Source organism: Rhizobium sp. SG_E_25_P2, from assembly GCF_029892285.1.
Lineage (GTDB): Bacteria > Pseudomonadota > Alphaproteobacteria > Rhizobiales > Rhizobiaceae > Rhizobium_E.
Map to the genome: position 1 here is coordinate 67,953 of NZ_JARXVM010000002.1, position 18,948 is coordinate 86,900.

Genomic DNA, 18,948 nt, shown 5'->3' on the forward strand with positions numbered 1-18,948 from the left:
TCCGCGACTCGATCAGTTCACTCGAACATCCAGGGGGTTCCCATGTTGAATACGGATATTGCCGCCCGCAGAACCGATGCGATTTCGCGCGGCGTCGGCGTTACCACGCAGATCTATGCCGACAAGGCCGAGAATGCCGAGATTTGGGATGTCGAGGGCCGTCGCTATATCGATTTCGCCGCCGGCATCGCCGTGGTCAACACCGGCCACCGCCATCCCAAGGTGATCGCGGCGGTGAAGGATCAGCTCGATCACTTCACCCATACCTGCCATCAGGTCATTCCTTACGAAAATTATGTCACGCTCGCCGAGCGCCTCAACAACGCGGTGCCCGGCAACTTCAAGAAGAAGACCATCTTCGTGACGACCGGCGCTGAAGCTGTCGAAAACGCCATCAAGATTGCCCGCGCCGCCACCAACCGCTCCGCCGTCATCGCCTTCACTGGCGCCTTCCATGGCCGCACCTTCATGGGCATGACGTTGACCGGCAAGGTTGTTCCCTACAAGACTGGCTTCGGCGCGATGATGCCCGACGTCTTCCATGTGCCGTTCCCGGTTGAGCTGCACGGCCAGACCATCGAGGATTCGCTGTCGGTGCTCGACAAGCTGTTCAAGGCCGATGTCGATCCGGCCCGCGTCGCCGCCTTCATCGTCGAGCCTGTACAGGGCGAGGGCGGCTTCTATGAAGTGCCCCGCGCCTTCATGGTCAAGCTGCGCGAACTCGCCGACAAGCATGGCATTCTGCTGATCGCCGACGAAGTGCAGACCGGCTTTGCCCGCACCGGCAAGCTGTTCGCCATGGAGCATTACGGCGTCGTCGCCGACATCACCACTATGGCCAAGGGCCTGGGCGGCGGCTTCCCGATCGCCGCTGTCACCGGCCGCGCCGACATCATGGACGCGCCTGGCCCCGGCGGCCTTGGCGGCACCTATGGCGGCAATCCGATCGGCATCGCCGCCGGCAACGCCGTGCTCGATGTCATCGAGGAAGAGAAGCTCTGCGACCGCGCCGAACAGCTGGGCGCCCGCCTGAAGCAGCGCCTGCAGTCGCTGATCGAGGCGGTGCCGCAGATCGCCGACATCCGTGGCCCCGGTTTCATGAACGCTGTCGAGTTCAACATTCCCGGCACCAAGACGCCGGACGCCGATTTCACCAACAAGGTGCGGGTGCGGGCGCTGGAAAAGGGTCTGATCCTGCTCACCTGCGGCGTCTACGGAAACGTCATCCGCTTCCTGTCGCCGATCACCATTCAGGACAATGTCTTCGTCGAAGCGCTCGACATTCTCGAAACCACGCTGCGCGAATGCGCCAAGGAGGCCTGATCCATGGCGATCTCCGAAAACTTCAAGTCCAAGCTTAGGGATCCGAGCCTGCTCGTCGACAAGGCGCTGGTGTCAGGCGTCTGGGTGGACAAGAGCGATAGCGGCAAGACCTTCGATGTGACCAATCCGGCCACAGGCGACGTCATCGCCACGCTGCCGGATATGAGCCGGGCGGAAACCGCCCGCGCCATTGACGCCGCCTATAAGGCCCAGAAGGTCTGGGCGGCCAAGACCGGCAAGGAACGCGCCGGCGTGCTGCGCAAGCTGTTCGACCTGATGGTCGCCAACGCCGACGATCTGGCGATCATCCTGACCACGGAAATGGGCAAGCCCGTTGCTGAAGCCAAGGGCGAAGTGCTCTACGGCGCATCCTATGTGGAATGGTTCGCTGAAGAAGCCAAGCGCGTCTATGGCGACACGATCCCCGGCCATCAGCCCGATAAGCGCATTATCGTCATCAAGCAGCCGGTCGGCGTCGTTGCCGCGATCACGCCCTGGAACTTCCCCAACGCCATGCTGGCGCGCAAGATGGCGCCGGCGCTGGCTGCAGGCTGCGCCATGGTCTCCAAGCCCGCCGGCGAAACGCCGCTGTCGGCGCTGGCGCTGGCGCTGCTGGCCGAACGCGCCGGTCTTCCCGCCGGTCTGTTCAGCGTCATCCTGTCGTCGGACTCCGCGCCGATCGGCAAGGAAATGTGCGAGAACGACAAGATCCGCAAGCTGACCTTCACTGGCTCGACCAATGTCGGCAAGATCCTGATGCGTCAGGGCGCCGAGCAGATCCTCAAGCTCGGCCTGGAACTCGGCGGCAATGCGCCGTTCATCGTGTTCGACGACGCCGATCTCGATGCGGCTGTCGAAGGCGCGATGGTGTCGAAGTATCGCAACAATGGCCAGACCTGCGTCTGCGCCAACCGTCTCTATGTGCAGGCCGGCGTCTATGACGCCTTCGCTGAAAAACTTGCTGCCCGCGTGTCACAGATGAAAGTCGGCGACGGCTTCGAGGCCGGCGTCAATGCTGGTCCGCTGATCTCCGCCAAGGCGCTGGACAAGGTCGAGGAACATATCGGCGACGCTCTCTCCAAGGGCGCCAAGGTTGCCGTCGGCGGCAAGCGCGACGAGAAGGGCGGCCTGTTCTTCCAGCCGACCATCCTGACCGGCGTGACCAGCGAGATGAAGGTGGCCCGCGAAGAGACCTTCGGTCCCGTCGCCCCGCTCTTCAAGTTCGAGACCGAGGAAGAGGTCATCGAGATGGCCAACAACACCGAATTCGGCCTTGCCTCCTATTTCTACTCGAAGGACCTCTCCAAGGTCTTCCGCGTGGCCGAAGCGCTGGAATATGGCATGGTCGGCGTCAATACCGGCCTGATCTCCACCGAAGTCGCCCCCTTCGGCGGCATCAAGCAGTCCGGCCAGGGCCGCGAAGGCTCGAAATACGGCATCGAGGACTATCTCGAGATCAAGTATCTCTGCCTGAGCGTCTGAGACGCGTCATCATTGAGTTGAGAGAAGCCCGGCTCGTCCGGGCTTCTTGCTGTTCAGGAATAGCGAACGAGTTGTCGAGAATTTCTCGTCTATCGTGAACGCGGGGCCGTCCCTATATTGAGGACGAATATTCAGTTCCATGCGCCGGAGAGGCAATCATGACATCGCTCAGCAACGCTTTTTCAAATCTGTCCTCGACGCCGCGCATGCCGGCGCTGTTTGTCGGTCACGGCAGCCCGATGAATGCGATCCTCGACAATGAGTACAGCCGCAGCTGGCGCAAGATCGGCGAGAGCCTGCCGACGCCGAAAGCCATTCTCTGCGTATCCGCCCACTGGATGACGCGGGGGACCACGCTGGTGCATATCGGCCGCAATCCCAAGACCATCCACGATTTCGGCGGCTTTCCGCCGGAACTCTTCGCGCAGCAATACAATGCGCCGGGAGCCCCCGATTTTGCCCAAGCGACCATAGATCTTCTGCAGGAAAGCCATGTGGAGGGCGATGATCGTTGGGGGCTCGATCACGGCGCCTGGTCTGTGCTGATCCAGATGTTCCCCAGGGCCGATATTCCGGTGTTTCAGCTGTCGCTCGATCTTTCCAAGGGTCTTGCCGATCATTTCAAGCTCGCGGCCGAGCTCAGGGCGTTGCGGGAGAAGGGCGTGCTGATCATCGGCAGCGGCAATATCGTCCACAATCTCCGGGCCTTGAATTTTGATGGCCAGGTGTTTGACTGGGCGGTGGAATTCGACCGCTATATGGCCGACGCCATCGAAGCGCGCGATGTCGGCAAGGTGCTGGATGCGGGCTCGATCGGTCGCGCAGCGGCGCTGTCGCATCCGACCGTCGAGCATTTCCTGCCGCTCCTTTATCCGCTGGCGGTGATGGACAAGGCTGACGATCTGTCCTTCTTCAACGACACGATCGATCTCGGCTCGATTTCCATGCGGAGTTTCGTGCTGTCCTGATCAGGCGTCGGCCGCGGGCGTCCAGTCAAGGAGCGCGAGCGTCTTGTCGTCGCGCTGACCGGCGCAGAACGCGTCGAGCGCGCGGGTGAAGGGCGCCGCCGCGTCGCCCGATGCGAGCTCGAACAGGGTCATCGACGACCGGAATTTCATGTCGTCGGGCGAGCCGAAGATCTCATACAGGCTCTTGCCCTGATGCGCGAGCACAGCCTCGGTCGCCTCGGTCGCCTCGATCAGCCTTGGCCCGAGCAGCGGATGACGGAGATAGGCCCGGGCCTCTTCCTCGGAGGCGAGCGCGTAGAGCTGGGCGGTCGGCGACATGCCAAGGCCCGCGAGCTGCGGGAAGATGAACCACATCCAATGGCTCTGCTTGCGGCCCGCGCTCAATTCCTCGATCGCGCGCGGCCAGGCTGACGATTGCGCCTCGACGAAGCGCTGGAGATTAAAATTGACGTTGTCCGACATGAGATGGCTCCGCGCTGGTGGCAGTCCGTATTGCTTGCGGATCAGAAACGAAAGAGACGCGGCAAAGTTTCCGTAAACAGTCATCGCCGTAAATTTAAGGCGGCTTTGTTAAGCGTTCCGAAACATCGCCCCCTTATCGTCCGGTAACCATTTCTGTTTTGTGTATTGGTCCGGAGTATTGCGTGTGAAGATCGGCCTGCCAAAGATCCGCTTCTCCAAGAAGCTGGCGATCATATCCGCTGGCATGCTGGCGCTTCTGGGAGGCACCGGCGGCGCGGCGCTGTATGTTGGCAAGGACGAGTTGCTCGGCCCCCCAAAGGTCAACACGACAGGCGGCGAATGCCAGACGATCCAGACGATGGTTCTCAAGACGCCGGGCAAGCGGCTCTGGATGCGCAAATATGTGAAAATGGCTTCCGCCGACGCCGATATGCGCATCAAGACCGCGCTGCGCGTGGCGGGCCTGCTGGCCAAGACCAATAAGGTCGACCTGATCCAGGTGTCGATTCTCGATGATCGCGGACCTGACAAGCGCGCCTTCATGCGCGGCCGCGCCATCGGCGCCGAAGTGGTGATCGCGCTCCAGCCGCGTTATGTGCCGGAGATGAAGCAACCCTTCATCGCGCGCTATTACGATGGTCTGCCGGCTGATGACGGGCGTTTCTATGGTGAGCGGGTCGAACTCGACGCGGAGGAGGTCAAGGCCTTCATGGCCGCGATGAAGGACGAACCGGACAAGCTGGACTGCGCCGATATACCCAAGCCCGAGCCGACCGAGGGTGAAAAGCCGGCGCATGGCGCCGCCAAACCCGAGCATGGCGCCACCGTTTCGGAAGGACATGCCGCCCCGGCTGCCGAAGGTCACGGCGAGGAAGCCAAAACAGAAGGCCATGGCGAAGAAGCGCCGGCCGAAGGTCATGGCGAAAAGACCGCCGAGGGTCATGGCGAAACGCCAGCTGGCGAAGAGGCGAAGGCGGAGGGACATGGCGAGGAGCCCGCCAAGGAGCCCTCGATGATGGATTCCGTTCTCGGCATGGTCGGCCTGGGCGGCGGCGAGGAAAAGCCGGCCGAGGGCCATGACGCCTCCAAGAATACCGAAGGCGAAGCCGCGCCCGCAGAGGAAGGCCATGAAACCGCCTCCGCCAAGCCGGAGCCGTCGATGATGGATTCCATGTTGGGCATGGTGGGTCTCGGCGGCGAGGAAAAGCCTGCTGCAGATCATGGTCCGGCAAAGACCGAGGGCGAGCACGCTCCCGCCGAGGAGCCCGCCGATACGGCTGAGGGCGATCACGCCCAGCCAGCCGGGGATCATGGCGCGGCCGGTGAACATGACGCCAGCGTCGATCAGGGCGACGCTGCGCATGCCGCGCCGGCTGACGAGGCCAAGGCTGGGGATCATGGAGCCAGCGAGGCGCACGAAGCTCAGCCTGCGGAAGACCATTCCGCGGCCGAAGATCATGCAGCGCCTGCTGAGGACCATGCAGCCCCCGCCGAAGAACACGGGGCCGCAAGCGAAGCCGGACATGCGGCGGAAGGCGCCGCAAAGCCCGAGGCGCATGGACAAGCCGAAACAGCGCATGAGCCAGCGCCGGCCGAGGATCACGCCGCTGCTCCCGCCGAAGAAGGCCACGGCGACACTACCCACTGAATTCAGCCGATCAAGACATAGAAAAAGCCCCCGGACGGCATCGTCGCGGGGGCTTTTCGTAATCGGACTGTCGGCCTCAGTCGGCCTTGTTGCGGCGGGCCGGGAAGAGGATGACGTCGCGGATCGACGGCGCGTTGGTCAGCAGCATGATCAGGCGATCAACGCCGATGCCGAGGCCGCCGGCGGGCGGCATGCCCTGGTCGATGGCGTCGAGGAATTCATCGTCGAGCTGCTTGTCCTTCTCGCCGCGGGCATGGGCCTGCTCGAGCTGCTCGACCATGCGGCGGCGCTGCTCTTCGGGATCATTGAGTTCGGAGAAGGCGTTGCCGACTTCCCAGGCGTTGCAATAGGTCTCGAAGCGTTCGACCAGACGCGGCTCGCCCGGCACTTCCTTGGCGAAGGGCGAGATGTCCTTGGGGAAATGCGTCACATGGCTCGGCTGGATCAACGTGCCCTCGACCTTCTCTTCAAAGATGAAGGCGAGGCATTCGCCCCAGGTCCAGTCCTTCTCGACTTCAAAGCCAGCGGCCTTGGCGGCTGCGCGGGCTTCTTCATCCGTCTTGATCGCCAGGAAGTCGATGCCGGTGACGTCCTTGACGGCGTCGGGCATCGGAACGCGCTTGAACGGACCCTTGAAGGAGATCTGCTTGTCGCCGAAGGTGACGTCGGGCGTTCCGTGGATGGAGACGGCGAGGCCTTCAAACAGCCGCTCGACGAGGCCCATGATGTCCTCGTAATCGGCATAGGCCCAGTAGCATTCCATCATGGTGAATTCGGGATTGTGCCGGGTGGAGACGCCTTCGTTGCGGAAGTTGCGGTTGATCTCGAACACCTTGTCGGACAGGCCCGAGACCAGCGTGCGCTTGAGGTACAGTTCCGGCGCGATGCGCAGATACATGTCCATCTTCAGCGTGTTGTGGAAGGTCTTGAACGGATCGGCGGTCGCGCCGCCATAGATGGTCTGCAGCATCGGCGTCTCGACTTCGAGAAAGCCTTCGCCTTCCATGAAGCGGCGGATGCCGGAGACGATCTTCGAGCGCTGCTGGAAGCGGAGCTTGGAATCCTCATTGGTGAGGATGTCGAGATGGCGCTTGCGGTAGCGCAGCTCGATGTCCGCCAGACCATGATACTTCTCCGGCATCGGCAGAAGCGTCTTGGTCAGCATGGTGATTTCATGGGCGTTGATGGTGAGTTCGCCGCGCTTGGTGCGACGGACCTGGCCCTTGACGCCGATGATGTCGCCGAGGTCGATCATCGGCAGCAGCGCGCGGGCTTCTTCCGGCGTCGTGTCCTTGTGGGAGAAGATCTGGATCTTGCCCGAGGCGTCATGGATGTCCATGAACATGCCGGAATTGCGCGAGGAATAGACGCGGCCGGCGACCGTCACGATGTCTTCCGACTCCTGATCCGGCTCGAGGCCGGCATATTTCTCGGCGAATTCCGCATTGGTCAGCGTGCGGTGGAAATGCGCCGGATAGACGTCGCCAATGGTCTTGCGCAGCTGGTCAAGCTTCTGGCGGCGGACCTCGGTCGGGTCGGAGGAAAGCGCGGTTTCGGTCTTCTGTTCGGTCATCGTATTGGCCTTTTGCGGCTGTGTTCGTTTTGGTTCGCCGATGCAGCTGTCTCTGCCAACCCTCCCCCTTGTGGGGAGGGTCGGAGCGAAGCGACGGGGAGGGGAGGCGTCTTGCTCAGGGCGAAGACCCCTCCCCAACCCCTCCCCACAAGGGGGAGGGGCTTCCTCATTTTCCGCTGCCCACCATCGAGGTCAGCACCTGGATCGCCACTTTGAGACGCTGGCGCACGACCGAGCGGCCGAGCAGCGCCATGCTGTCAAACAGCGGCAGCGAGCGCTGGCTGCCCGACACGGCGATGAACAGCGGCGGGGTGACGACGCGCAGCTTCTTGCCGAGGCGATCGGCGATGGCGCGCAGCTCTTCCTCGATGGAAGCGACGTTCCATTCGAGCATTTTTTCGAGATCGGTCTGAACAGTGGTGACGATCTCCAGCGTTTCCGCCGGGCTGGTCTTGAGCGCGGAGAAGGACGCGGGCGTCAGGCCGACATCGTGCGACAGCAGGAAGCCGGCGAGCGAGGGCAGTTCGCCAAGTTTGGTGATGCGGCTTTGGGCCAGCTTGAGGCCTTCGACAAGGCGGTCATTCTCTTGCGCCCAGCCGAGGACGCGGGCGACGAAGTCTTCAGGCGACAGTTTTTCGCGCAGCCAGCGGCCGTTCAGCCAGTCAAGCTTCTGCACGTCGAAGATCGCGCCGGCCTTGGACAGGTTGTCGGCGTCGAACCGCTCGATCAGTTCTTCCATCGACAGCATTTCCTCGCCTTCGGCGATCTGGATGAAGAACAGGCCGAGGAAGTTCATCAGCGCTTCCGGCAGATAGCCGAGGGCGGAATAATAGGAGATCGAGGTCGGGTTCTTGCGCTTGGACAGCTTCGATTTATCGGCATTGCGCATCAGAGACAGATGCATGAACACCGGCGGCTCAAGGCCGAGATAGCGATAGATAAGGATGTGCTTGGGCACAGAGGCCAGCCATTCCTCGCCGCGCGCCACATGGGTGATCTTCATCAGATGGTCGTCGACGACATTGGCCATATGATAGGTCGGCATGCCATCGGCTTTCAGCAGCACCTGCATGTCGACGCTTTCCCATGGGATCGACACGTCGCCATAGACGCCGTCATGGAAATCGCAGGAGCCCGAGGTCGGGATCTTCATGCGCACCACATGCGGCTCGCCGGCTTCGACGCGAGCGGTGACTTCTTCGGCCTTGATATGCAGGCACAGACCGTCATAGCCGGGCGGCTTGCCGGCGGCGCGCTGGTCTTCGCGCATCTTTTCGAGCCGTTCGGGCGTGCAGAAGCAGCGGAAGGCGTTGCCTTCTTCCACCATCTTCTCGACGAAGGGACGGTAAATGTCCTTGCGCTCCGACTGGCGATAGGGGCCATGAGGGCCGCCGACATCGGGACCTTCCGACCAGGTCAGGCCGGTCCATTTCAGCGCGTCCAGCACTTTCTGCTCGAATTCGGCCGTCGAGCGGGTGGCGTCGGTGTCCTCGATGCGGAGGATGAATTCGCCGCCATGCTTCTTGGCGAAGAGATAGTTGAACAGCGCGATATAAGCGGTGCCGACATGGGGTTCGCCGGTGGGAGAAGGTGCGATGCGGACGCGGACGCCTGAAGTTGTCATGTTACTGGCCCATGGATCATGCGGAAAATCCGCCGCGCCAGGCAAGGCCATGAGGCCGGCCGGCTCGCCGGGTGAATTTCGGATGGGAAGAGGTCGCGGACCCGCCGCGAGAGGCGGCGGCGCCGGACAATTCCGTTAGCGCCGCCTTAGGCCATATTCAACGGCGGCGTCAAGGAAAAGCTCATTGGCCGGGCTTGGCGGCATAGGCTCCGAGAAAGAGCCTGAGGGCTTCGCGGACATTTCTTGCGATGCGTTCGGACGACGGCGGCTCCTGCATCTCCCCGAACAGGCGTGAGCGAAAAATGCCTGCCATGCAAAGTTCGGCATATTGGCGGGCGGCGAGTTCGGCGTCCTCGATGTCCCGCAGCGTTCCCAGTTCGATCTGTTTCTGAACATAAAGGGTCAGGAGCATGGGGCCGCCGCCGGGGCCGGTGCTGTAGAACCGCTTGGCCAGGTCCGGCATGCGATCGAGAACGCCGATGACCATGCGCATGGCGGGGATGACCCGCTCCGAACAGACATGTTCGGTAAGAGAGACGCCGAATTGGCGAAGCGTCTCCTCCACCGGCAGGCCGTTTTCGAGGATCTGCCGAAGCACGCTCATGATCCGGCTTTTCTGGCGGTCGATGATTGCTGCGAACAGCTCTTCCTTGTTCTGGAAATAGACATAGACGGTGCCCTTGGACACGCCGGCGGCGCGGGTGATGTCGTTCATGCTGGCGGCGTCATAGCCGAGCTGCATGAAGATCTGCTGGGCTCCATCGAGGATCTGCTCGCGCTTGGCGGGATCTTCTCCCGCCGCAGGCCGTCGTCCCGGACCGCAAAGACTGAGCTGATGCGGCTCCTCCCCTGCGGCGAGGCTTTCCTTGTTCGCCATGCCTTTTCCCATTTGTTCATTTTATTCGAACCATCCGGTTCGATTGATATTGCTATGGAACAAAAAAAGGACTACGTCAATTTCAAACCGAACCGTTCGGTTCGATACACTGTCGCGCAAAGAATCGAGTTCGCCATGGCCAATCCCAGCAGCAGCGCCAAAGTCCGTACCGTCGATGAGGGTTTCCAAGCCGAGCCCACCGTCGAAGCTCCGCACGCGCCGACCGCGCCCGCTCAGGCTAGTGACGCGATGCCGGCCAAGGCCAAGTCGAAGGGCGCTACGAAGAAAGTCGTTCTGTCGCTCATGCTGATCGCCGGTCTCGCGGGCGGCGTCTATTATGGCCATGACTGGTGGGTGGAAGGCCGGTTCATGGTCTCGACCGACGATGCTTATATCGAAGGCGACATCACCAATATCGCGTCGAAAGTGTCAGGTTATGTCGCGCATGTCGACGTCGTCGCCAACCGGCGGGTGAAAAAAGGCGATCCGCTCGTCACCCTGGACGCAGGCGACTATCGTATCGCCGTCGAACAGGCGGACGCCGCTATCGCGACGCAGAAGCTGGCTCTCGCGCGTTTTGACGCCCAGATCGAGGCCGCCCGCGCCTCTCTCGCCCAGGCTGACGCGTCAAAGACGGCGTTGCAAGCCACGCTGCGCGGCGCTGAAATCACCGAGCAGCGCGCCAGCAAACTCGCCGCCAACAATGCCGGCACGGTCGCCGATCTCGACAACGCCAAGGTTTCTCTCGATCAAGCCCGGGCCAATCTGTTGGGGGCGGATTCCGCCATTGCCTCGGCCAAGGCCAATATCGCCGTTGTAACCGCCCAGAAGGCGGAGGCCGAAAGCGAGATCCGTTCGCTCGAATTGTCGAAAGACAAGGCGGCCCGCGATCTCAGCTTCACCGTGATCAAGGCGCCGTTCGACGGCGTCGCCGGCAATATCGCCGTGCAGGACGGCGACTTCGTTTCGGCTGGTCAGAAGCTCGCGGCGCTTGTTCCAGTGACCGAGCTGTATGTCGACGCCAATTTCAAGGAAACGCAGTTGGCGGGCATCCATCCCGGCGCCGCTGTGACGCTGGAAGTCGATGCGCTCGGCGGCGAGATATTGCATGGCGAGGTGGTGTCTATCGCTCCGGCGTCCGGCTCGGTGTTCTCGCTGCTGCCGCCGGAAAACGCCACCGGCAATTTCACCAAGGTGATCCAGCGCGTGCCGGTGCGCATCAGGCTGCCGAAGGATGCTCTCGAAAGCGGCCATCTGCGCGCCGGTCTCAGCGTCATCGCCGAGGTCGACAGCCGCACCGGCGATCCCACGCGGCGTCTGAAATAAGCCCGCCCAGCATCCGGTTCAACGCGTCGCTCCTAGCCGGGCGACGCATAGGAGGTCCGTCATGGCGGCCACGACTACCAGCATGGCGGGCGCGCCCGCCCAAGAGATCGACACGCGGCGGCTGATCGCTTTTTTCGCCATGGTGTTCGGCATGTTCATGTCGATCCTGGACATCCAGATCGTCTCTGCCTCGCTCGCCGAAATCCAGGCCGGTCTCAGCGCCAGCAATGACGAAATCGCCTGGGTTCAAACATCCTATCTGATTGCCGAAGTGATCATGATCCCACTGTCTGGCACGCTTGCGCGGGTTCTGTCGACGCGGGTGCTGTTTTCGGTGTCGGCGGCGGGCTTTACACTGGCTTCGGCGCTAGCCGCCACCGCCACCAATATCGACCAGATGATCGTCTATCGCGCCATTCAGGGCTTTATCGGCGGTGGAATGATCCCCTCGGTCTTCGCGGCCGCGTTCACGATATTTCCGCCGTCAAAGCGGGCCATCGTTTCTCCGATCATCGGTCTCGTGGCGACTCTGGCGCCGACCATCGGGCCGACGGTCGGCGGTTACCTCACCAGCATTTTTTCCTGGCACTGGCTGTTTCTGGTCAATGTCGTTCCTGGCGTCATCGTGGCGATCACCACCTGGATGTTCATCGATTTCGATAAGCCCGATCATTCGCTGATGAAGAAATTCGATTGGACCGGGCTTGCCGCCATGGCGGTGTTTCTCGGATCGCTCGAATATGTGCTCGAGGAAGGAAACGCCAAGGGCTGGCTTGACGATGAGCACATCGTCATGGGCACGGTCGCGCTGACGGGCGGCGCCTTGGTGTTTTTCTGGCGGGCGTTTACCGCTGCATTCCCGATTGTCGATCTCAAAGCTTTCAATGATCGCAACTTCGCCTTCGGATCAATGTTCTCTTTCGTGATGGGCATCGGCCTTTACGGTCTGACCTATCTCTATCCGCAGTATCTCGGCCATATCAGAGGATATGACTCGCTGATGATCGGCGAAACCATGTTCGTGTCTGGCCTGGCGATGTTCTGCACGGCGCCGATCGCCGGGATCATGTCCAACAAGCTGGATCCCCGCGTGATGATGATGGTGGGCTTCGGCGGGTTCGCGCTGTCCAACTACATGATGGCGCATATGACGGCGGACTGGGATTTTTACGAATTGCTCATTCCGCAGATCCTGCGCGGGTTTTCGCTGATGTTCGCGATGGTGCCGATCAACAATGTCGCGCTCGGCACCTTGCCTCCGAACCGCATCGCCAATGCCTCAGGACTCTACAACCTGACGCGCAACCTCGGCGGCGCGGTGGGGCTGGCGATCATCAACACGTTGATCACCCAGCAGAACAAGGTGCATTATGCGTATCTCGCCGAACATGTGAACCTCGCCAATCCGGAAGCGGTGTCGATGATCGCCGATCTGACCGCCAAATACAACGGCGCCGGCATGGATGGTTCTGCGATCGCGGTTCAGAAAGTGGTGGGGATGGTCAACCAGCAGGCCTATGTAATGTCGTTCATCGACATCTTCACGCTGCTGGCGCTGTTGTTCGCAGCACTCGTGGTGTTGGCGATGACGCTCAAGAAGCCTCGGGCCGCCCCGGCTGCAGGCGGAAGCGGACATTGAAAGCGCTGGCGCTCAGCCGATGCTGTTGAGCGCCAGAACTGCATTTTCGGGCTCCAGGCTTTCATACTCGACGCCGTCGCCGAAACCGAGCGTGAGGATCGCCTCGCCGCCGTCATTGGTCAGCGCCACGGTGCCGTCGCCATTGTCGGTCCAGTTGCGGGCCGTGGCGAGGCCGGGCCAGACCTGTTCGCAATCACCGCTGGCCAGGACCTCGCGCGAGCGCGGGCTGAGCGGCTTGCCGCGGGTGACGATGCAGACGGCGCCGTTCTCCATGTTGGAGACGGTGAATTCCTTGCTGTCGGGCTTGGCGATCGAAGCCGAAACGACCGTGTCGATCTTGGCTGCGCTTTCCTGCGCAGGCAGGTAGACATAACCTGCGGCGATGATGGCCGCCGCAACGGCGAACATGCGAAGCATGGCGTGCTCCTTCTTCCAGCGAAAACTTTAGCAATTCCGCAGAAGAGAATGCGCGGCAAACCTTACCCGAGCGTTAACGATTAACAATTATGGTAAAGAAGAGCTTAATCCAGCAGGCCTCTGCATTCCGGAACCGGGGTTACCGGCGCCTGGTTGCCGAGAAAGGCGATGAGATTGTCGGCGACGAGATCGGCCATGGCGTTGCGGGTGATCATTGAAGCCGAGGCGACATGCGGCAGGAGCGAGACATTGTCGAACTCCATCAGTTCTGCGGGCACGTTCGGTTCGTCGTCAAAGACATCGAGGCCGGCGCCGGCGATCTCCTTGGCCCGGAGAGCTTCGACCAGGTCTGGTTCGCTGACGGTCCAGCCGCGGCCGACATTGATCAGCACGCCGTTCGGTCCGAGCGCGCGCAGGATGGAGCGGTTGATGGTGCGATGCGTGTCCGGCGTCTTCGGCACGATGGCGATCAGCGTGTCTACCGTTTCGGCCAGCGCTTCCAGGGTCGGAAGATAGTCATAGGAGAGATCAGGCTTCGGGCTGCGGGTGTGATAGCTGATCTTGACATTGAAGGGCTCTAACCGCCTGGCGATCTGCTGGCCGATGCGGCCCAGGCCGTAAAGGCCGACATGGCGTCCGCGCAGCGACAGCGGCGACAGGCGGAACGCGCCTTCCTTCACCCAGCGACCGGCGCGAAGATAGTTTTCCGCCTGCGGCAGGAGACGGATGGTGTTGATCAGCAGGCCGATCGTGGTGTCCGCCACCTCCTCGTCGAGCACTTCGGGCGTGTTGGAGACCATCACGCCCTTGCCGGCGGCATAGGCGGCGTCGACGCCGTCATAGCCGACGCCGAAATTGGCGACGATCTTCAGATTGGGCAGCGCATCGAACAGCGGCGGCTTGAAATCGTTGAAGGTGGTCGCGCCCGTGACCGTCTCGGCCATCTCAGGCGTCACGTCTTCGGGCCGCGCGCTCGGCAATTCCAGAAGACGGAAATGAGGCGCGAGCCGTTCGCGGAATCGCGGATGGGCGCGGCCGACCATCAGGACGGTTTTCATGAGCGTCACCTTTATTTGCGAGGTTTCATCGGCCCGGTTGATTGCCGGATGCGCATTTCGGGCTTGATCAGATGCAACCCGTCGGGTTCATGGCTGCCGGCCAGCCGGTCGAGAAGCGCGCGGGCCGCCAGACGTCCGACTTCGGACTGGCCGTTCCAGACAGTGGTCAATGCCGGCGTGGCGATCGAGGCCTCTTCGAGGTCGTCATAGCCGGTCACGGAAATATCCACCCCGGAGATCAAGCCGGCGCGGGCGACGCCGTTCATCAGGCCTATGGCGACGAGATCGTTCCAGCAGACCGCCGCCGTCGGTTTGAGCGGATGGGAGAGAAAGTTGACCGCCGCCTCGAAACCGCCCTGGCGGGTGCGCGGGCCGGGGATTCTGAGTTCCGGCAACACCTCGATATCGGCCTTGCGCAGCGCATTCACATAGCCCTGGTAGCGGTCGCGGCCTGTCGATGTCTGGTCGGTGCCGCCGACCATGGCGATGACGCGGTGGCCCAGAGAAATGAGATGGTTGGTGGCGAGCGAGATGCCGTAGCTGTCGTCGCCGCGAAAAGCGGGCAGCGTCACGCCCTCGATGGTGCGGGCCACCAGGATGACCGGCATGCCGTTTTCCTCGGCGAGGTCCAGGTCGATCTTCGGCGTGCCGATGGCCGGCGACATGATGATGCCGTCTCCGCCCAACTGCAGCATGGTTTCGATGAAATTGCGCTGTTTCTCGACGGAATCGTAATGATTGGAGAGAATGAACGTGTGCTGGCTGCGGTCGAGTTCGCTTTCGATCGCTTTGAGGATTTCGGCGTAGAACGGGTTCATGATGTCATGAACGATCACGCCGATGATGCCCGAGCGCGAGGTGCGCAGGCTTGCGGCGCGCCTATTGTAGATATAACCGAGCGCCCGCGCCTGATCCTTGATCTTCTCGCGCGTCGCCGCCGCAACCAGCGGACTGTCGCGCAACGCCAGCGACACGGTCGCGGTCGAGACGCCCAATGTCTCGGCGATCGTCGACAGTTTTATCTTCTGAGCCATGCGTCCTCCCAGGAAGCCAGCCGCCCGATTGCGTCGCTATACGCGCATGATGGGCTGCACACTCCTCCTAAATCGTTTGAGGTATCACATAGCCGCCGCGCCGCAAGGTCGAGGGCGCGGAAAAGCGACCCATTATTCACCGAAACCGTCGTCCTTGTCGTTTTCCTGTCCGAGATTGGCGTTGATCTTTTTGAGAAGCTTGCAAAATTGGCGGATTTCCTTGTCGCTGAAGCCCGAAAGCGCAAAGGCTTCCGTCGCCTTGACCGCATAGGAAATCGCGCCCACCTGCCGACTGCCGAGATCGGTGAGCGCGGCGCGCATCTGCCGGCCGTCGCTCTCGTCGGCGATCCGCTTGATGAAGCCTTGCGCTTCCATACGCGACAGTGTGCGCGTCATGGTGGGCGGCTTGACGCCGAGCTCAGTGGCGATGGCGCCAGCCGTCATCGTCTCTTGCGAGGACAGCGCCAGGATCACGCCGTCCTGGCCGGCATAGAGGCCGCTCGCGGATAGCGAGCGCGTCAGGAAGGTGCGCATGGAACGGGCGGCCTTGGTGAGTTCAGGCTGAAGCGTCCCCGGCTCGTATTTTTCCCTGGGCTTGTCCTTCTCTTCGGACTTGTCCTTCTTGGCCTGCTTGTCCTTCTTGGCCATGCCCCGTCCCGCGCTAGGATTTTTTGCTTTCAGTCTGTATGACGTATGGGGATTGGCAAAGGCAAGGAAAAGATGATCAACATGCCGGGACCACCGCCCGGCGGCTGGAGCGACCGCATCGCCATCCTGCCGCTCGGGGCGCATGAATATCACGGACCGCATCTGCCGCTTCAGACGGATGCGATAATCGCGGAGGGGGTGGCGGCGCGTCTCACGGTAGCGCTCGGGACGCGCGATGCGATCCTGTTACCCGTGGAGCCGGTCGGCTATTCGCCGGAGCATCTCGATCGGCCGGGCACCCAAAGCCTCGGCTATCACGAAGCGATCGAACGCTGGCTCAACACTGCCGAGACGCTGCGAGGGCAACGCGTCGGACGCCTGATGCTGCTCAACGCCCATGGCGGTAATTCGCCGCTTTTGTCGATCGTGGCGATGGAGGCGCGCCTGCGCTTCGGCATGCTCTGCGTGGCGACCAGTTGGAGCCGCTTCGGCGTTCCAGCCGCCATCGTCCCGCCGGAGAGAAAGGCATTTGATATCCATGGCGGCGACATCGAGACATCGGTCATGCTCGCGCTCAGGCCGGATCTGGTCGCCTGCGACAAATGCGAGGACTTTGCATCGCGCCAGGCAGATTTCGCACGGGATTTTGCCCATCTGCGCGCCTACGGGCCGCATGCCTTCGGGTGGATGATGCGCGATCTCAATGACGAGGGCGCGGCGGGCGATGCGCGGCTCGCCACCGCCGAAAAAGGCGAGGCGCTTCTCGCGCATGCTGTCTCCGGTCTCGTGGAACTGGTCGACGACATTGCGAGGTTCGACCTCGGCCTGTTTTCGCCTGGGGAACGAGGCGGCTGAGCCGCCTCCGTCAGGCCGTTCAGGCGGCGCGGCGAACAGGCTGGCCTGTCGAGGCGTGCAGGCGGAAGCGCTCCAGCAATTCGTGCAGATGACGGCTCTGTTCGGAGAGCGACATGCTGGCGGCGGTGGTTTCCTCGACCATGGCGGCGTTCTGCTGGGTCATCTGGTCCATGTGATTGACCGAACTGTTGATTTCCTGCAGCGCTGAGGCCTGTTCCTGCGTCGCCTTGGAGATGGTCTCGATGTGATCGTTGACGCGGTTGACCAGGCCTTCGATCTCCAGAAGCGCGTCGCCGGTCGAGCGGACCAGGCCGACGCCCGTGGAGACTTCCGTCTCCGATTGGTTGATCAGCGCCTTGATCTCCTTGGCGGCGTTGGCCGAGCGCTGCGCAAGCTCGCGCACTTCCTGCGCCACGACGGCAAAGCCCTTGCCGGCGTCGCCAGCGCGGGCGGCTTCGACGCCCGCATTCAGGGCGAGCAGATTGGTCTGGAAGGCGATCTCGTCGATCACGCCGATGATCTGGCTGATCTTGCCCGAGGATTCCTCGATGCGGCTCATGGCCGAGACGGCGTCACGGACGATGGCGCCCGATTTGCCGGCGCTCTGCTTGGTCTCCACCATCATCGAGGTCACTTCATGAGCGCGCTGGGACGTGCTGCGGACCGTGGCGGTGATCTCGTCGAGCGCGGCTGCTGCTTCCTCAAGAGACGCGGCCTGCTGCTCGGTGCGGCGGGAGAGATCGTTGGCGGCGGCGCTCAATTCGCGGGTGTTGTCGTTGATGGTCGATCCGGAGAGGCGGATGCGTTCGATCGTCGAGGCGAGCGTCTCCATGGTTGCGTTGACATTGTTCTGCAATTCGGCGAAAGCGCCGCGGAATTCGCCCTGCATGGTCTGGGTGAGGTCGGCGTCGGCGAGCGCCCCGATCACGCGGCGCATCGCGCCCACACCCTTGTCAACAGTGCCGACCAGTTCGTTGACGCTTGCCGCAAAACGGTTGAGGTCTGGATTGTCGTAATCCTTGGAAATGCGCAACGAGAAATCGCCGTTGACGGCGGCGGCGACCACGCCGCTGATCGTGTTCTGCAATTCGGCGCTCTTGGCGTGCAGCGCGGCCTCCTGGGTTTCGAGTTCGCGCATGGCGATGCTGTTCTTGCGGAAGATTTCCATGGCGCGGGCCATTTCACCGATTTCGTCCTGGCGCGCTGTGCTGTCGACCTCGCCGGAGAGATCGCCGCCGGCAAGCCGGGTCATGGCGCTCGTCAACGCCTTGATCGGCTTGGCGATGCCGTTGCGGGCGACATAGGAACTGACGCCGCCGCCGATCATCACGCAGACGGCGGCGACGCCGATCTGCACCCAGATGGCGAGGTCGGCTTCGCTGAGCGCGTCGGCGCGGGCTGCGGCGAGGCTTTCGCCGGACGACTTGCTGTAGATCTTGACCGCTGCGGTGACGGATTTCTGCGCGTCCAACGCCTGGCCGAGCGCGGCCTTGAGGCTGGCTGCATCCTTGCCATCCTGTGCTGTCTTCACCATCGCCCGTATCTGATCGAAATAGGCGAGCAGCGCCGCTTTGACGTCGCCGAGCATCTTCTTTTCCTCGGCGCTCGCAACCTGCTCGATCTTCGGCAGCCGTTCCAGCATTTCGCCAGCGCGTTTTTCGGTCTCGGCGGCGAAGTCGACCGCCTTTTCCGGCGCCAGCGCCAGCTGATAGGTCATGCGGCTGATAGCGATGATATCCACGCGGAGATCCATGGCTTCACGGGCCATTTCCTCGCGCGCTCCGACAGAGGCGAGTGTCGAGCCTATGTCGCGCATGCCGACGATGCCGACGCCTGCAATGGTGAGCGAGGTGACAGCCATGAAGATCATCACGAAGCCGATTTTCATCTGGATGGGGAGATTTTGCAGCATAGGGGACGTTTCCTCGCAGCGGTTGGCGGGCTTGGAGTCTTATGTGCAGCGCAAAATATGAATATATGGTTTTATAAAAGATCTGATAAATTACCGAAAAAT

Annotated in this window: 16 protein-coding genes; 7 read left to right on the forward strand and 9 right to left on the reverse strand. The window is 62.1% G+C overall.

Translation table 11 applies throughout. From position 1 onward, the window contains the following. Window positions 1–42 precede the first annotated feature (42 nt). The 3 genes from M2360_RS04225 (at window position 43) to ygiD (ending at window position 3,773) form a co-directional block, all read left to right on the forward strand. Window positions 43–1,323: a 4-aminobutyrate--2-oxoglutarate transaminase gene (locus tag M2360_RS04225; protein ID WP_280773138.1), complete on the forward strand. Its 1,281-nt coding sequence runs from the start codon at window positions 43–45 to the stop codon at window positions 1,321–1,323. 3 nt (window positions 1,324–1,326) lie between these two features. After that, entirely contained in the window at window positions 1,327–2,805 is a 1,479-nt protein-coding gene (locus M2360_RS04230) for an NAD-dependent succinate-semialdehyde dehydrogenase (RefSeq protein WP_280773139.1), read from the forward strand. A 158-nt stretch (window positions 2,806–2,963) separates the two neighbouring features. Then, a complete protein-coding gene (gene ygiD / locus M2360_RS04235) occupies window positions 2,964–3,773 on the forward strand; it encodes a 4,5-DOPA dioxygenase extradiol (protein WP_280773140.1) in 810 nt (269 codons plus the stop codon). Here the strand turns inward: ygiD and M2360_RS04240 are convergent, their stop codons facing one another. Beyond that, on the reverse strand, window positions 3,774–4,235 hold the full coding sequence (locus tag M2360_RS04240) for a DUF1810 domain-containing protein (protein ID WP_280773141.1): 462 nt from the start codon (window positions 4,233–4,235) through the stop codon (window positions 3,774–3,776). It abuts the gene before it with no gap. Window positions 4,236–4,419: 184 nt separating this feature from the next. Between M2360_RS04240 and M2360_RS04245 the strand changes: the two genes are divergently transcribed. Then, complete coding sequence (locus tag M2360_RS04245; RefSeq protein ID WP_280773142.1) at window positions 4,420–5,883, forward strand: hypothetical protein; 1,464 nt, start codon at window positions 4,420–4,422, stop codon at window positions 5,881–5,883. A gap of 76 nt (window positions 5,884–5,959) precedes the next feature. Here M2360_RS04245 and lysS read toward each other — a convergent pair whose 3' ends face one another. The 3 genes from lysS to M2360_RS04260 all read right to left on the reverse strand — a co-directional run bounded on the left by lysS (window position 5,960) and on the right by M2360_RS04260 (window position 9,957). Next, the gene (lysS, locus tag M2360_RS04250) at window positions 5,960–7,456 is read right to left on the reverse strand and encodes a lysine--tRNA ligase (protein ID WP_280773143.1); all 1,497 of its coding nucleotides are present in this window, start codon (window positions 7,454–7,456) and stop codon (window positions 5,960–5,962) included. Window positions 7,457–7,622: 166 nt separating this feature from the next. Continuing rightward, window positions 7,623–9,080 (reverse strand): glutamate--tRNA ligase, encoded by a 1,458-nt coding sequence (gene gltX, locus M2360_RS04255; RefSeq protein ID WP_280773144.1) that lies wholly within the window; start codon window positions 9,078–9,080, stop codon window positions 7,623–7,625. Window positions 9,081–9,261: 181 nt separating this feature from the next. Continuing rightward, window positions 9,262–9,957: a TetR/AcrR family transcriptional regulator gene (locus tag M2360_RS04260; protein ID WP_280773145.1), complete on the reverse strand. Its 696-nt coding sequence runs from the start codon at window positions 9,955–9,957 to the stop codon at window positions 9,262–9,264. Between the two features lie 135 nt (window positions 9,958–10,092). Here M2360_RS04260 and M2360_RS04265 point away from each other — a divergent pair, with 135 nt between their 5' ends. Both M2360_RS04265 and M2360_RS04270 read left to right on the forward strand, forming a co-directional pair. Then, window positions 10,093–11,283 carry an HlyD family secretion protein gene (locus tag M2360_RS04265; protein ID WP_280773146.1) on the forward strand — a complete coding sequence of 397 codons (1,191 nt, stop codon included), beginning with the start codon at window positions 10,093–10,095 and terminating at the stop codon, window positions 11,281–11,283. A 61-nt stretch (window positions 11,284–11,344) separates the two neighbouring features. Next, window positions 11,345–12,922: a DHA2 family efflux MFS transporter permease subunit gene (locus tag M2360_RS04270; RefSeq protein ID WP_280773147.1), complete on the forward strand. Its 1,578-nt coding sequence runs from the start codon at window positions 11,345–11,347 to the stop codon at window positions 12,920–12,922. Window positions 12,923–12,934: 12 nt separating this feature from the next. On the opposite strand, the gene M2360_RS04275 is transcribed toward M2360_RS04270, so the two are convergent. From M2360_RS04275 to M2360_RS04290, 4 genes are all read right to left on the reverse strand, one after another. Beyond that, entirely contained in the window at window positions 12,935–13,339 is a 405-nt protein-coding gene (locus M2360_RS04275; RefSeq protein ID WP_280773148.1) for a hypothetical protein, read from the reverse strand. A gap of 104 nt (window positions 13,340–13,443) precedes the next feature. Next, the gene (locus tag M2360_RS04280; protein WP_280773149.1) at window positions 13,444–14,397 is read right to left on the reverse strand and encodes a 2-hydroxyacid dehydrogenase; all 954 of its coding nucleotides are present in this window, start codon (window positions 14,395–14,397) and stop codon (window positions 13,444–13,446) included. 11 nt (window positions 14,398–14,408) lie between these two features. Beyond that, window positions 14,409–15,431 carry a LacI family DNA-binding transcriptional regulator gene (locus M2360_RS04285; RefSeq protein WP_280773150.1) on the reverse strand — a complete coding sequence of 341 codons (1,023 nt, stop codon included), beginning with the start codon at window positions 15,429–15,431 and terminating at the stop codon, window positions 14,409–14,411. Between the two features lie 132 nt (window positions 15,432–15,563). Continuing rightward, window positions 15,564–16,079 carry a MarR family winged helix-turn-helix transcriptional regulator gene (locus M2360_RS04290; protein WP_280773151.1) on the reverse strand — a complete coding sequence of 172 codons (516 nt, stop codon included), beginning with the start codon at window positions 16,077–16,079 and terminating at the stop codon, window positions 15,564–15,566. Window positions 16,080–16,160: 81 nt separating this feature from the next. Between M2360_RS04290 and M2360_RS04295 the strand changes: the two genes are divergently transcribed. Further along, complete coding sequence (locus tag M2360_RS04295; RefSeq protein WP_280773152.1) at window positions 16,161–16,934, forward strand: creatininase family protein; 774 nt, start codon at window positions 16,161–16,163, stop codon at window positions 16,932–16,934. 19 nt (window positions 16,935–16,953) lie between these two features. On the opposite strand, the gene M2360_RS04300 is transcribed toward M2360_RS04295, so the two are convergent. After that, window positions 16,954–18,846, reverse strand: coding sequence for a methyl-accepting chemotaxis protein (locus M2360_RS04300; protein ID WP_280773153.1), 1,893 nt, complete (start codon window positions 18,844–18,846; stop codon window positions 16,954–16,956). Window positions 18,847–18,948 lie beyond the last annotated feature (102 nt).